Here is a 14,420-nt window from a genome sequence, read left to right as displayed (position 1 = left end):
TCAGCCCTCATTTCACTGAACCGAGGGTCATGCCCTCGATGATCCGTCGGCCGAGCCAGATATAGCAGGCGAGGACGGGCAGCACGACCGTGCAGACCCCGGCGAACAGGCCGCCCCAGTCGGCGCCGTTGTACTGCATCCGCTGCAGGAAGCCCAGCAGCGCGAGGGAGAGCGTGGCCTTCTCCTCGCTCTGCAGGAAGACCAGGCCGAACAGCGTCTCGCCCCAGTGCTGGATGATGTTGAGGATCATCGCGGTGATGATGCCGCTGCGCGCGAGCGGTAGCATGATCTGCCAGAAGGTGCGGTTGGCGGAGGCCCCGTCGAGCGCCGCGGCCTCCTCCAGCTCCTTGGGCAGCGAGCCGAAGAAGCCGGTCAGGAAGAAGACCGTGAACGGCATCGAGGTCGCGACGTAGAGGATCCACAGGCCGGTCAGGCTGTCGACGAGGTAGAGCTCGTTCATCATCACGTACAGCGGCAGGATGATGACCTGCGAGGGGATGCCGAGGCCGAGCGCGAAGAACGCGGTGATGCCGCTGTTCCAGCGGGTCAGGATGCGGCTCAGCGCGTAGGCCGCGGGAGCGGACAGCGCGATCGTGGCGACGGCCGTGCCGAAGACCAGGATCACCGTGTTGAGGGTGGCCCCGGCGAAGTCGCTGGCGGTCCACGCGCGGGCGTAGTTGTCCCACTGCGGGGTGGTCGGCAGCGACCAGGGCTCGGCGAAGATCGCGCGGGTGGACTTGAGCGAGGTCAGCAGCATCCACACCGCGACGGCCACGCTGAACAGGGCGAACAGCCACGCGAACGGCGAACCGAGCAGTTTGGACGGGCCGGGGAACTTACGGGTCATTGCCATGGGAGCCCCCTTTCAGAACTGGACCGTGTCACGGCGGAACAGCCGGCGCAGCAGCACGACCAGCACGCCGACCAGGGCGAGCATGACCATGCCGGTCGCGGCGGCGGAGCCGTACTTGGGCACGCCGCTGGCGAAGGCCTCGGCGTAGGCGTACAGGGCGGTGTTCCACACCTTGGTCGGCGGAAGCTGGCCCGCCGCGCCCGCGAAGGCGTAGATGAACTCGAAGATCTTGATCGCGCTGATGCTCCAGAGCACCGCGCAGACCCCGACGACGTCCCACATCAGGGGGAGCGTCACGTGCCGGAACCGCTGCCAGGCGTTGGCGCCCTCCAGGTCGCACACCTCGTAGAGGTCCTTCGGGATGCGGTCCACGGCGGCCATCAGGATCGTGGTGAAGAAGCCGGTCTGCACCCAGACCAGGCCGATCATGATGACGGAGAAGAGGTTCTCGGTGCCCAGCCAGTTCGGCGGGTCGTCCATGCCGAAGGCCCGCAGCGCCTGGTTGACGACGCCTTCGGCCTGGAAGAGGAACCCCCACAGGATCGACAGCACGATGCCGGAGATGATGTTGGGGAAGAAGATGATCGCCCGGACCGCCTTACGCCCGGCCATGTCGCGCAGGATCATCGTCAGCAGGAAGCTGAGGGCGAAGGTCGCGCCGCCGACGGCGAAGAGGATCGTCAGCGTGTTGGCGAAGGAGCCCTGGAAGACCGGGTCGAGCAGCAGCCGCCGGTAGTTGTCGAGCCCGGCGAACTCCATCGGCCCGGCCCCGGCCCACTTGTTGAGGCTGATCCAGGCGGTGGCGAGCGTCGGCAGGATGTAGAAGACGACGTAGAGGACGAGCGCGGGGGCGATGAACGGCCAGAACAGCCGCTTCCTCCCCCGGGCGAGCGGGCTGCTCTGCGCCGCGGGGGCGGCCGGCTGCCGCTGGGCGGGCTCCGTCTCGCGGACGGCGGTCGCGGTCATCAGCCGTTGAGCTTCCAGAAGTCGACCGAGGTGCTCTTGAGCTTGGCCACGAAGTCGGCAGCGGAGACCTTACCGGTGATCAGCTCGGTGTTCACCGGCTGGAAGACCTTGGTGTACCAGTCGGTGTGGTCCATCTTCACGCCGTCGAGGGCCGGATGGGTCCGCGCGGTGTCCAGCGTCTTCTTCACGTCGGCCAGTACGGCGGGCACCTCGATGTCCGCGCGCGGCGTGATGTTGTCCGTCTCGGAGGCGATCTTCGACAGCCGCTCCTTGTTCATGAAGTACGCGACGAACCGCTTGGCCGCCTCGGCGTTGCGGGCCTTGGCCGGGATCGCGAACCCGATCAGCGAGATCTCCTGGGTCTGCTCGCCCTTGGCGCCCTCGGGGAAGGGGAAGGAACGGTAGGCGAAGCCCTCCTTGGCAGACGGCTTGGTCTCGCTCGGCGCGAAGGTGCCCAGCAGCAGGAAGTCGGCCCCGCCGCCGGCCCACTTCTGCTGGACGGCCGGGAACTTGCTGCCGTCGTATCCCTTGACGAAGTAGCCGCCCTTGACGAGCTGCTCGATCTTCTGGACCGCGGTCACGAAGGCCGGGTCGTCGAATTTGGCGCCGGTCGCGTCCGTCGCGGCGGCGCCGAACGCGCCGGGCCCGAGGTCGCGCAGGATCGCGTGGTAGGTCCAGAAGGCCGAGTAGTCGGCGATGTCGGCGTCCAGCGCCAGCGGCCCGTCGCCCCGCGCGCTCTTGCGCCTGTCCAGCAGGGAGACGAAGTCGTCCCAGGTCTTCGGGGGCGCGGCGGCCACGTCCTTGAGCGCGTTGCCGTCGTACCAGATCTGCTCGGCCAGCACCTCGTACGGCACCAGCCAGGCCTTGCCCTCCGAGGTCGCGTACTCGCGGTACTTGGGATCGATCACGTCGCCGACCTTCTTGCCGGTCTCGCCCGGGATCTCCATGTCGTAGACCGGGGAGAGGTCCAGGCCCTGTCCGGTGGCGACGAAGGTCGACTTCACGAAGCGGTCGGCGGAGTCGACCAGGTCGGCGGGGACGTTCCTGGTGTTGAGCGTGGGCGCGAGCTGCTTGGAGACGTCGCGCCCCTTCCACTCGACCTTGACCTTGACGCCGGTCTCCTTGGTGAAGGAGGCGATGGCGGACTCCAGCACCTTGGCCTGGGGCTCGCCCGCCTTCCACATCGACCAGTAGACGAGCTCATTGGAGGTCTCGCCGGCCGAGCCGCCGCCGCAGGCGGCGGCGCCGAGGCCGAGCGCGCCCGCCACGGTCACGGCGGCGACGGTCCTGAGCACCTGGCGGCGGGGGAGGAATCCGTTCATCGAACACTCCTGGGGGAGGGGGTGGTTGTCGGAATCCTGGACGTGAAGTCATCTCTAAGTCAACATAATGAATTAGGGATGAATTTTGCGGTCCGTGCTGCTTTCCCGTGTCCGCAGGGGGTTGGCCGCGACAGTCGGTCCTAAAAATCTTGAAATACTTCTTTATTCATCACTTTTCTCTCCCGTTGGATACGGCTCATCCGATCCGAAGGAGGGGCCGTGCTGGAGATCACTCGTAGGACCGCGCTCAAGGCCGGAGCGGCGGGTGTGGCGGGAGCCGTCTTCCTGCGGCCCGGCACGGCGTCCGCCGCCGTGAGCGGCGACCTGGAACAGCGGGCCCTGGCCATGAACCCGCCGGTCTTCCTGCTGGAGACCGCCGTCCCGCCGCAGATGACCGCCGGGCAGGGCTCGACGCTGAGCATCACCGACCGGGCCGCGATCTGCGGGAGCCACTCGCTCCGCTGGGAGCACGGCCGCCGATCCACGATCACGGTCAGCGCCCCCATCGGCTTCGCCCCCGACCCCTACCGGCCGATGGACGACCAGGCCTGGCAGGGGACTGTGGACACCTTCTCGGTCTGGATCTTCAACGAGACGCCGGTGGACGACGCGGTCCGCTTCGAGTTCGGCCGGGGGGACCGGACCGACGCCTGGTTCGAGTTCCGGCTCGACTTCACCGGCTGGCGGACGGCCTGGGTCCGCTACGACTACGACATGCACGGCCGGCCGCATCCCGGCATGGACACCCTGCGGATCATCGCGCCCCGCCGCAGCGGGACGCTCCACCTCGACCAGCTCATGCTCAACGTGGCGCTGCGGCCGGACGCCCCCACCCGCGACGCCCAGGTGCCGGACGTCGCCAGGGAGGGCGAGGACTACGACAACCAGCACTGGCAGGCGCTCTACCTCTACGACACCCTGCTGACCAAGGCCCGGCCGGACACGGCCGCGCCGTCGGCGGAGGAGACGGCCTCGCTGCGCGCGCTGGTCACCCGCTACCGGGACGAATACCTCGTCTCACCGGTGAAGGTGGACGACGCGTCGGTGGCCGCGCTCGCCGGCCAGGTCGCCGCGCTCGGCGTCCCCGAGGCGTCCTCCAGCGGGGTGGGCCGCCCGGTCTTCTCCTACCAGTCGCAGATCTACCCGCCGGAGATCGCCGCCGAGCTCAAGACGTTCGTCAACGCGGTCACGCTGCGCGCCTACACCGACCTGATGAGGACCGTGGCGCTGGCCTTCACCTCGGCCGGCGCGGCGCACCGACCGGCACTCGCCGGCCTCTACACCCGGCTGGTCGTCCACCTGCGCGACCAGGGCTGGACCCGGGGAAGCTGCCAGGGCACCATCCACCACCTGGGCTACGACGCGCGCGGCTACTACGACTCGGTCTACCTGATGAAGGACGCGCTGCGCGAGGCCGGACTGTTCGAGCAGGTCCGCGCCGACCTGGCCTGGCTGACCGGGCTCGGCCGGATCTTCCGGAGCTGGGAGCACCGCAGGTCCTACGGCAGCGTCATCGACATCCTCAACACCACCTTCCGCGGGATGCTCGCGGCCGTGCTGCTCCGCGACACCGAGGCCGAGCAGGTCGCCTACCTGCGGTCGCTGCGGGACTGGCTGAACCGGGCGCTGCTGCCCAGCGCGGGCATCCAGGACGGGCTCAAGGTGGACGGGGCCACCTTCCACCACGTCGGGTTCTTCCCCGACTACGCCCGCGACGGCTTCGTCGGACTGGCCCCGCTGGTCTACGTGCTCAGCGGCGGAGCCTTCCGTCTCGCCGCCGAGTCGCACGCCTCGCTCAAACGGGCCGTGCTCGCCATGCGCGTCTACGCCAACAAGAACCACTGGCCCATCTCGATCAGCGGCCGCAACCCCAACGGGCTGACCGCCCTGTCACCGGTGCCCTACCAGTGGCTGGCGATCTCCGGCACCCCCGACGGCTCGAGCGACGTGGACCCCGAGCTCGCCGCCGCGTTCCTGCGCCTGCTGCCCGCCGCGCCGAACACCCAGCAGAAGCAGCTCGCCGTACGGCTGGCGGCACGCGGCATCGTCGCCGAACCTGACCCCAACGGCAACTGGACGATCAACTACGCCGCCCTGGCCGTGCACCGGCGGGAGAACTGGCAGGTCACGGTACGCGGGCACAACCGCTACCTGTGGAGCACCGAGGTCTACCACGGCGCGAACTGGTACGGCCGCTACAACACCTACGGTCAGATCCAGGTGCTGCACCGGGGCAACCCGGTCAACAACGCCGACAGCGGCTACGCCCAGGCGGGCTGGGACTGGAACCGCAGGCCGGGCACCACCGTCGTCCACCGGCCGCTGGACGAGCTGCGGGCCGACCTGACCGGGGCGATCGAGGAGATGCTGCTCACCGACTCGCGGTTCGGCGGGGCGAACACCATCGACGGCCGCAACGGCATGTTCGCCATGGAGCTGCGCGAGCACCCGAAGTACGAGGGCTCACACCGCGCGCTGAAGTCGGTCTTCCTGTTCGACGACCGCATCGTGGCCGTCGGCACCGGGATCGAGAACGACTCCCGGCAGGAGACCGAGACCACGCTCTTCCAGACCCGCCTGCCCGGCCGGGCGGCTCCCACCTACGTCGACGGGACCGAGCCGGTCGTGGCCTTCCCGCACGCCGCGCCGGACCTCACGCCGCGCTGGCTGCTGGACGACAAGGGCATCGGCTACCACCTGGCGGCCGGGCAGAGAGTCGGCCTGACGCGCTCCACCCAGACCTCGCGCGACAACGCGACCGAGGCCCCGACCAGCGGCGACTTCGCGACCGCCTGGATCAGGCACGGCACCGCCCCACGGGACGGGAGCTACCGGTACGCCATGGTCGTCAACACCACCCCCGAGCGGATGGCCGCGTTCGCCGACGCGATGGACGACCCGGCGAGCGCGCCGTACGCCGTGCTGCGCGCCGACACCTCCGCACACGTGGTGAGCGACCGGGCGACCGGGATCACCGGTTACGCGGTCTTCAAGCCCCTGGAACTGGCCGAGGGGCCGGTGCGCAAGGTGGACACGCCGTCCACGGTGCTGGTCAGGGGTGACGGGGACGACGGCCTGGTGCTGGCGGTGTGCGACCCCGACCTGCGGCTCTACAACGGCGTCGACCACGACCAGTACGAGCGCGGCCGGTACGTCGGCCACTACAGCCCCTGGTCGCGGCCGTGGCTGACCAGCCCGAGCCACCCCCACCGGATGCGGGTGACCCTCGACGGACGCTGGCGCGCGGACGGCGACCAGCCGTGCGAGGTGCGGGCACAGCGCGACCGGACCGTGGTCGAGTTCGAGACGGTGGACGGGCGGCCGATCCAGGTACGCCTGATCAGGGGATGACGGGCGCCCGGCACGGTCACACCCGGCCCAGGGGGTGACCGGCCGCCGGTGCGGTCCGCTCAGGGGACGACGGGAAGCCGGCACGGCCCCTGAGCAGGGGGCGGCCGGTGCGGGCGGGACCCGCTCAGGGGGCGACCTGCGGCGTCCGCGCCGGTCCGGCCGGGCTGGGCCCCAGCTCGGCGCCGAAGTCGTTCGCGATCCTCCGCATGCCCTCGGCGAGGTCGTCCCTGTCGAGCGCGTCGATCCGCTCGGCCGGGCCCGACACCGACATCGCGGCGACCATCCGCGAGCCGTCGTGCACCCCCACGGCCAGGCAGTGCACGCCGAGCTCCTCCTCGCCCAGGTCCATCGCGTATCCCCGGTCGCGCACCCGCTCCAGCTCGGCGAGCATGCCGGGCAGGTCGGTGATCGTGTTGGCGGTCCGCCTGGGCATGCCGGTCCGCTCGACGAGCGAGGCCACCTCGGCGTCCGGCCGTCCGGCCATCAGGACCTTCCCCACCGCGGTGCTGTGCGGCAGCACCCGCCTGCCGACCTCGGCGAACATCCGCAGCCGCCGGGGAGAGGGCACCTGGGCGACGTAGACGATGAAGTCGCCCTCCAGCACCGCCAGGTTGGCCGTCTCACCGGACAGCTCGACCATCTTCGCCAGGTACGGCTGCGCCCAGGTGCCGACCATGCGCTCGGCTACCCCGCCGAGCCGTACCAGGGCGCCGCCCAGCGCGTAACGGCGGTCGGACTCCTGGCGCACGTAGCCCCGGACGAGCAGCGTGCGCAGCAGCCGATGGATCGTCCCGTACGGCAGGCCGGTCCTGGCCGCGATCTCCGAGAGCCCCGCCTCCCCGCCCCGCTCGGCGAGCGCCTCCAGCACCTCCAGCGCCCGGTCGACCGACTGCACCCCACTCATACGATCTCCTCGCCTGGCGGCTCGGAGTCCGCATTCGCGGACACCCTGTGCTTGTTGACTCGCTCGCTGCGCTCGCTCATGCGATCTCCTCGCCTGGCGGCTCCGCATTCGCGGACATCCTGTGCTCGCTCATGGGACCCCCGGCAGGCCGCGCAGGGACGCGTCCAGGACCTGGGCGATGTGCGCGACGGGGAGCGCTCCGGCTCCCCGGCGGCGGATGGCCGAGGTGATCTGCATGGTGCAGCCGGGGTTGGCCGAGACCAGCAGGTCGGCTCCGGTGGCCAGCACCCGCTCCGCCTTGCGGTCCCCGAGCTCGCGGGCGGCCTCGGGCTGGAACAGGTTGTAGGTCCCGGCGGAACCGCAGCAGATGGATGACTCCGAGATCTCCCTCAACTCCAGATCGGGGATGGCGGTGAGCAGTTGACGCGGTTGGGATCGTATCCCCTGCGCGTGAGCCAGGTGACAGGCGTCGTGGTAGGCCACCGTGAGGGGCAGCGGATGCCGCTCGGCGGCCGGGCCGAGTTCGGCGAGATACTCCGTCAGGTCGACGGTCCGGATGGCCCGCGCCCGGTCCGCCCACTCGCCTTCGAGGATCTCGGCGTACTCCTTCATCGTCGATCCGCACCCCGCCGCGTTGACCACGACCGTGTCCACGCCCGCCCGTTCGAAGGCGGCGATCGTCCGCCTGGCGAACCGCTCCGCCTGCCCCTGAAGCCCGGAGTGCAGCGACAGCGCCCCGCAGCAGCCCTGCGAGGGCGGGATCACCACCTCGCATCCCTCCAGTGCGAGCACCCGGGCCGTGGCCGCGTTGACCTGCGGGAAGAACTCGCCCTGCACGCACCCGGTGAGCATCCCGACCGTGGCCCGGCGCCTGCCCCGCGCCTCGACCCTGCGCGGCAGCCGTACCCTCGCCGGGACCGCGGGAGCGAGCTCGGCCATCGCGGCCATCGACGGGTTGATCCGCTCCAGCCTCGGCGCGATCCTCCGGCGCAGCCCCGCGCTGAGCCGGAGCGGCAGCCGCATCGCCCGCAGACGCCGGGGGTAGGGGAAGAGCTGGAAGACCACGGCCCGCAACGCCCGGTCGTCCGGCCGCCGGACGTGCGTCCGCTCCACCTCGGCCCGCGTCTGCTCGATCAGCCGGTCGTAGCGGACCCCGGAGGGGCAGGCCGTCACGCACGCCATGCACCCCAGGCAGGCGTCGAAGTGCCCGGCCATCTCCGGCGTCAGCGGCGTGCCCTCGACGTGCTGTCTCATCAGATGGATCCGGCCGCGCGGCGAGTCCATCTCCTCGCCCCACAGGACGTACGTCGGGCACGTGGGCAGGCAGAACCCGCAGTGCACGCAGTCGTTGATCAGCTCGGGGTCCATTCAGATCCCTCCCACGGAGCGGCCGGGAGACATCCTCCGGCCGGGGTCGAACCGCTCCTTGACCCGCCGCAGCAGCGGCAGCGCGCCGACCGGGCCCCAGCGGTCGACCCGGTCGGCGAGCTCCTGCGGCGCGGTGAGCACGGTCAGCCCGCCGCCGAGGCGGCCGAGATCGTCACGCACGCGTGACACGAACTCCGCGAACGCCGATCCGCCGACGTCCGGGGGCAGGGTGACCTGCAGGGCCGCCGTCGCCAGCGATCCGCGCACGTGCGCGGGCAGTCCCCGGGCCATGATCGCCCGCAGCGCGCCGCCCGCGCGGGAGGGCGGGACCCGCACTTCCAGCAGCACGTCCTCGCCGGGCAGCGTCCCCCACCAGCCGGGCGGCCCGGCGGTGATCCGCGCCGTCCCGTGCCCGGCCATCAGGTCCCGTACGGCCCGCGCCCGCGCGTCGGCCGCCGTCCCCTCGACCAGCACGGCCACGACGGGCCCGCCCCGGGCGTCCGGCCAGTCCACCTCGATCGCGCTCGGCTCGGCCTGGGACGCCGCGAGCTCGGCGGCGAGCACGTCCAGGCCGGGCGGCGAACCGGGCCGCTCGGGCGCGTCCGGCCGGCCGTCGCCCCGCACGGCCCCGGTGCCCGGGGTTCCGGGCGCGGGCAGTTCGGCGATGATCCAGCGGCGGTCGTCCGGGATGGGATGGAGGCGGAAGGCGGCCTCGGTGATGACGCCGAGCGTGCCGTAGGAGCCGGTGAACAGCTTGCCCAGGTCGTAGCCCGCGACGTTCTTGACCACCTTGCCGCCGGACTTGGCGGTCGTGCCGTCCGCCAGCACGACCGTGACACCGATCAGCAGGTCGCGGGCCGTGCCGTGCCGGAACCTGCGGGGGCCCGCGACGGCGGTGGCGAGCACGCCGCCGACCGTGGCGCCGTCGAGGGGGACGTCGAGGGAGAGCTCCTGGCCCTCGGCGGCGAGGGTCTCGGCCAGCGAGTCCATGGTCAGGCCCGCCTGGACGCGGACGACGAGGTCGCCGGAGGCGTGTTCGAGCACCTGGTTCAGGCAGCAGGTGTCGATCAGCAGGTCGCAGCGCTCGGGCGGGGGACCCCAGTGCAGCCGGGTGCCGCCGCCGACCGGGGTCACGGCGAGGTCGTGCTCGGCCGAGACGCGCATCAGCGCCGCGACCTCCCCGGTGTTCTCGGGCAGCGCCACCCAGCGCGGCGAGACCCCGGCCACGGCGTCGTCGGGGCCGGCCTCCCGGATCGTCACGCCTGTCCTGTGCAGCGCGCCCGCCAGGGGCGCCCCGCCCGTCTCGTGCGGCGCGTCCATCAGAACTGTTCCGCCTGTCCTGACTCGACCAGCGGGTGCACGCCCTTGCGGACCCCGGGGACCTCGCCGCACAGGCGCGGGGTGGGGAAGACCTTGCCCGGGTTCGAGAGGCCGCGGGGGTCGAAGGCGCAGCGCACCAGTTGCATGGTGTCGAGGTCGTTGTCGGAGAACATTTTCGGCATATATCGGGACTTGTCTACACCCACCCCGTGCTCGCCGGTGATGGACCCGCCGTGCTCGACACAGAGATCGAGGATCTTGCCCGAGACCAGCTCGGCCCGCTCGCCCGCGCCGGCCTCCGCGTCGTCGAACAGCACCAGCGGATGCAGGTTGCCGTCCCCGGCGTGGAAGACGTTGGCCACCCGGATGCCGTACTCCCGCGACAACCGGTCGATGCTCGCCAGCACCTCGGGCAGCGCGGTCCTGGGGACGACCCCGTCCTGCACGATGTAGGCGGGGCTGATCCGGCCCACCGCGGCGAAGGCCGACTTGCGGCCCTTCCAGATCGCCGCGCGCTCGGCCGGGTCGGCGGCGACCCGCAGCTCGAACGCGCCGTTCTCCCGGCAGATCCGTGTCACCTCGTCGAACTGGTGCGTGACCTCCGGGACCGGACCGTCCAGCTCCACGATGAGCACCGCCCCGGCGCCCTCGGGATAGGCGCAGGCCACGGCCGCCTCGGCCGCCTCGATCGCCAGGGCGTCCATCATCTCGATCGCGGCGGGCACGATACCGCCGCCGATGATCGCCGATACCGCCTGCCCGCCCTGCTCGATGCCGTCGAAGGCCGCGAGCAGGGTCGTCACGGTCTCCGGCGCCCGCGTCAGCCGTACGGTGATCTTGGTGGCGATGCCGAGCGTGCCCTCCGAGCCGACGAACGCGCCCAGCAGGTCGTATCCGGGATCGGTGTTCGACAGTTCGACGATGTCGCCGTCGGGCGTCACGATCTCCAGGGCGAGCACGTGATTGACCGTGAAGCCGTACTTCAGGCAGTGCGCGCCGCCCGAGTTCTCCGCGACGTTGCCGCCGATCGTGCAGACCTGCTGGCTGGACGGGTCGGGAGCGTAGTAGTAGCCCAGGTCGCGGACCGCCTCGGTGATCGCCAGGTTGGTGACCCCGGGCTCCACCACGGCACGCCGGTCCGCCACGTCGACGGAGAGGATCCGCCGCATCCTGGAGGTGACGATCAGCACCCCGTCGGTCCGCGGCAGCGCCCCGCCGGACAGCCCCGTCCCTGCCCCCCGGGCCACGAACGGCACGCCGTACTCGTTGCAGACCCGAACCACGGCCGCGATCTGCTCGGCGGTCTCCGGCAGCACGACCACGCCGGGGGTGGCCCGGTGATGGGTCAGCCCGTCGCACTCGTAGGTGCGCAGCCGTACCGGGTCGGTGATCACCGCTCTGTGGTCGAGCGACTCCAGCAGGCGCCGGACCAGTCCGTCGGGTGTCTTCGTGCCCATCGTTCCTCCTCCCGCGTGCGCGGGAGCTCGGCAGTGCCCCTGCTCTCGTGATCACTCGGTCGATCGTGGACGACATCCCTCTATGTCGCATTCTCGCTCAGCATCGGGGCGATGGCGTCCGGCAGCGCTCCCGATTCCGGACGGCCCGCCCCGCATCGGGCCGGACGGGAGCGGGGACGGGCGGACCCGCCGGTGCGAGGACCGCCCGCCGCGCGCCCGCCGGCCTCAGGGCGTGCGCGACGTCACGGCATGCGCGCGTAGGCGGGAAGGGTGAGGAACTCCGCGAAGTCGTCGTCGAGGGCGACCTCCTTGAACAGGGCGGTGGCCTGGGCGTAGCGGGCATCGTCGTAGCCGGGCTCCGCCTTGATCTTGGCGAGCTCCTCGTCGATGATCCGCTCGACGAGCTCCTTCGTGACCACGGTCCCGGTGTCGGCGAGCTCGATGTCGTTGTGGATCCACTGCCAGATCTGGGAGCGGGAGATCTCGGCGGTGGCGGCGTCCTCCATCAGGTTGTGGATCGCCACCGCGCCCAGCCCGCCCATCCAGGCGGCCAGGTAGCGCAGGGCCACGTCCACGTTGTTGCGCAGGCCCGCCTCGGTGATGTCGCCCGGGGTCTCGGAGACCGACAGCAGGTCGGCGGCGGAGACCGAGACATCCTCGCGCAGGCGGTCGAGCTGGTTCGGCCGGTCGCCGAGGACGCCGTCGAAGACGTCGCGGCAGATCGGGACCAGATCGGGGTGGGCCACCCAGGAGCCGTCGAAGCCGTCGCCGGACTCGCGGGTCTTGTCGGCGGTGACCTTCTCCAGGGCGACCTTGTTGACCTCCGGGTCGCGGCGGGAGGGGATGAAGGCGGCCATGCCGCCGATGGCGTGGGCGCCGCGCTTGTGGCAGGTACGGACCAGCAGCTCGGTGTAGGCGCGCATGAAGGGGGCGGTCATGGTGACCGCGTTCCGCTCGGGCAGCAGGAACTCCCGGCCCCGGGTGCGGAACTTCTTGATCACGCTGAACAGGTAGTCCCAGCGTCCGGCGTTGAGACCCGCGGAGTGCTCGCGGAGCTCGTAGAGGATCTCCTCCATCTCGAACGCCGCGGGGTAGGTCTCGATCAGGACGGTCGCGCGGATCGTGCCCCGCGGGATGCCGAGCAGGTCCTGGGCCCTGACGAAGACGTCGTTCCAGAGGCGGGCCTCCAGGTGCGACTCCATCTTCGGCAGGTAGAAGTAGGGGCCCTTGCCCTTGGCGATCTGCCGCCCCGCGGAGTGGAAGAAGTAGAGGCCGAAGTCGACGAGCGAGGCGGAGAACGGGGCACCGTCGAGGGTGAGGTGCTTCTCCTCCAGATGCCAGCCGCGCGGGCGGACCACGATGGTGGCGAGCTCCTCGTCGGGCTTGAGCGCGTAGTGCTTCTCCCCGGCGGAGAAGTCGATGGTCCGCTCCAGCGCGTCCCGCAGGTTGAGCTGGCCGCTGATGGTGTTTTCCCAGGTGGGTGCGTTGGCGTCCTCGAAGTCGGCCAGCCAGACCTTGGCGCCGGAGTTCAGCGCGTTGATCGTCATCTTCCGGTCCACCGGGCCGGTGATCTCCACGCGGCGGTCCTCCAGACCGGGCGCGGGCGGGGCGACCCGCCACTCGGACTCGCGCACGTGCTTGGTCTCGGGCAGGAAGTCGAGGGTGCCGCCCGCCGACAGCTCCGCCTGGCGTTCCCGCCGCGCCTCCAGCAGCTCAAGGCGCCGGGCGCCGAACTCGCGCTGGAGGGCGGCCACGAAGGCCAGGGCCTCCGGCGTGAGGATCTCCTCGGACCGGTCCTGCGGGGGGCCGGTGATCTCAACGCCGTCCATGAGCTTCCTTTCCATATCATGGAAAATAACTTCTGAATTGTGGAATTGACGCTACTGGATGGCCCTGGCCGGGTCAAAGACAGGGTTGTCCTAAGGGCTGAGTGGGGGGAGTCCCCGATAGAACGGGCCTCCGTGCTGCGGCACAGTTGAGCCGGCTCCCTCCGCAGAGGGAGCCGGAAACCGGTCGTGAGAGGGAAGCGGGAAGCTTCTCCGGAAGTCGAGGATTGAGCGCATGAAGAAGAAGATGATGGTCGCGGGGGCGCTTCTGGGCTCGGCGCTCGTGCTGACCGGTTGCCGGGTCGACTTCGGGAACCGGAACCAGGAGGTCGTCTCCTACGACGTCGCCGGCAAGCTGACGCTCCTGGACGTCCGCGGCGAATCCGGAGACGTCGAGGTCAACGAGTCGGACCGGTCGCAGGTCCGGGTGACCGAGACGCTCCACTGGGGCGGCGAGAAGGGCAGCAAGGATGGCAGGCCCAAGACCGAGCATCCCGTGGCCGGTGGCACGCTCACACTGCGTTATGACTGCTCCGACTGCTCCGTCGACTACAGGATCGAGATCCCCAAGGGCCTCAAGGTCACGATGGACGTCGACTCGGGTGACATCACGCTGCGCTCGCTGACCGGGGAGGTGAACGCCACCACCGGCTCCGGCGACATCGAGGCCGGCACCCTGGGCGCCAAGCGGTTCGTTGCCGACTCCGGCTCCGGGACCATCGAGGCGAAGTTCGCCGCCGTGCCGGACCATGTCGAGATCGAGACCGGCTCGGGCGGCGCCACGGTGCGGCTGCCGAAGGGGGGCTACAACGTGACGGCCGAGACCGGCTCGGGCGACAGGACCGTCAAAGTCACCCACGACCCGTCCTCCTCCAGCGTCATCTCGGCGCGGACCGGCTCCGGCGACGTCAACGTCCTGCCCTCCTGAGCGGGGGCGACGGGAGGTCCCGGCGTTTCCTTTCTCCGCGAAACGGCCGATAACCAGATGAGACCCGGACGTTCACGTGGCACCATCGGAGGGAAGAGACCCGAGGGGTTCAGGTGTTCCACTCT

The 14,420-nt window shown here is 70.7% G+C and carries 10 protein-coding genes; 2 read left to right on the top strand and 8 right to left on the bottom strand.

Features of this window, described 5'->3' with window-relative positions; all coding sequences use genetic code 11:
* Nucleotides 1-7: 7 nt before the first annotated feature.
* The 3 genes from BM085_RS17550 to BM085_RS17540 are packed head-to-tail and all read right to left on the bottom strand — an operon-like array spanning nucleotide 8 to nucleotide 3,141.
* Nucleotides 8-853: a carbohydrate ABC transporter permease gene (locus BM085_RS17550; protein WP_086577651.1), complete on the bottom strand. Its 846-nt coding sequence runs from the start codon at nucleotides 851-853 to the stop codon at nucleotides 8-10.
* 12 nt (nucleotides 854-865) lie between these two features.
* Entirely contained in the window at nucleotides 866-1,819 is a 954-nt protein-coding gene (locus BM085_RS17545) for a carbohydrate ABC transporter permease (RefSeq protein WP_093888033.1), read from the bottom strand.
* Entirely contained in the window at nucleotides 1,819-3,141 is a 1,323-nt protein-coding gene (locus BM085_RS17540) for an extracellular solute-binding protein (RefSeq protein ID WP_093888032.1), read from the bottom strand. The genes BM085_RS17545 and BM085_RS17540 overlap by 1 nt, the downstream gene beginning before the upstream one ends.
* Nucleotides 3,142-3,360: 219 nt before the next feature.
* Here BM085_RS17540 and BM085_RS17535 point away from each other — a divergent pair, with 219 nt between their 5' ends.
* On the top strand, nucleotides 3,361-6,492 hold the full coding sequence (locus tag BM085_RS17535) for a chondroitinase family polysaccharide lyase (RefSeq protein ID WP_093888031.1): 3,132 nt from the start codon (nucleotides 3,361-3,363) through the stop codon (nucleotides 6,490-6,492).
* A gap of 124 nt (nucleotides 6,493-6,616) precedes the next feature.
* On the opposite strand, the gene BM085_RS17530 is transcribed toward BM085_RS17535, so the two are convergent.
* From BM085_RS17530 to aceB, 5 genes are all read right to left on the bottom strand, one after another.
* Nucleotides 6,617-7,396, bottom strand: a complete 780-nt coding sequence (locus tag BM085_RS17530) for an IclR family transcriptional regulator (protein WP_093888030.1) — start codon at nucleotides 7,394-7,396, stop codon at nucleotides 6,617-6,619.
* Nucleotides 7,397-7,525: 129 nt separating this feature from the next.
* Nucleotides 7,526-8,764, bottom strand: a complete 1,239-nt coding sequence (locus BM085_RS17525) for a (Fe-S)-binding protein (protein ID WP_093888029.1) — start codon at nucleotides 8,762-8,764, stop codon at nucleotides 7,526-7,528.
* The gene (locus BM085_RS17520; RefSeq protein WP_093888028.1) at nucleotides 8,765-10,084 is read right to left on the bottom strand and encodes an FAD-binding oxidoreductase; all 1,320 of its coding nucleotides are present in this window, start codon (nucleotides 10,082-10,084) and stop codon (nucleotides 8,765-8,767) included.
* The gene (locus BM085_RS17515) at nucleotides 10,084-11,541 is read right to left on the bottom strand and encodes an FAD-binding oxidoreductase (RefSeq protein ID WP_093888027.1); all 1,458 of its coding nucleotides are present in this window, start codon (nucleotides 11,539-11,541) and stop codon (nucleotides 10,084-10,086) included. The genes BM085_RS17520 and BM085_RS17515 overlap by 1 nt, the downstream gene beginning before the upstream one ends.
* A 242-nt stretch (nucleotides 11,542-11,783) precedes the next feature.
* A complete protein-coding gene (gene aceB / locus BM085_RS17510) occupies nucleotides 11,784-13,385 on the bottom strand; it encodes a malate synthase A (RefSeq protein ID WP_245789371.1) in 1,602 nt (533 codons plus the stop codon).
* A 217-nt stretch (nucleotides 13,386-13,602) separates the two neighbouring features.
* Here aceB and BM085_RS17505 point away from each other — a divergent pair, with 217 nt between their 5' ends.
* Nucleotides 13,603-14,295, top strand: coding sequence for a DUF4097 family beta strand repeat-containing protein (locus tag BM085_RS17505; protein WP_093888025.1), 693 nt, complete (start codon nucleotides 13,603-13,605; stop codon nucleotides 14,293-14,295).
* Nucleotides 14,296-14,420 lie beyond the last annotated feature (125 nt).

The organism is Streptosporangium canum, from assembly GCF_900113865.1.
GTDB classification, from domain to species: Bacteria; Actinomycetota; Actinomycetes; order Streptosporangiales; family Streptosporangiaceae; genus Streptosporangium; species Streptosporangium canum.
This window is presented reverse-complemented; position numbering and strand designations above follow the sequence as displayed.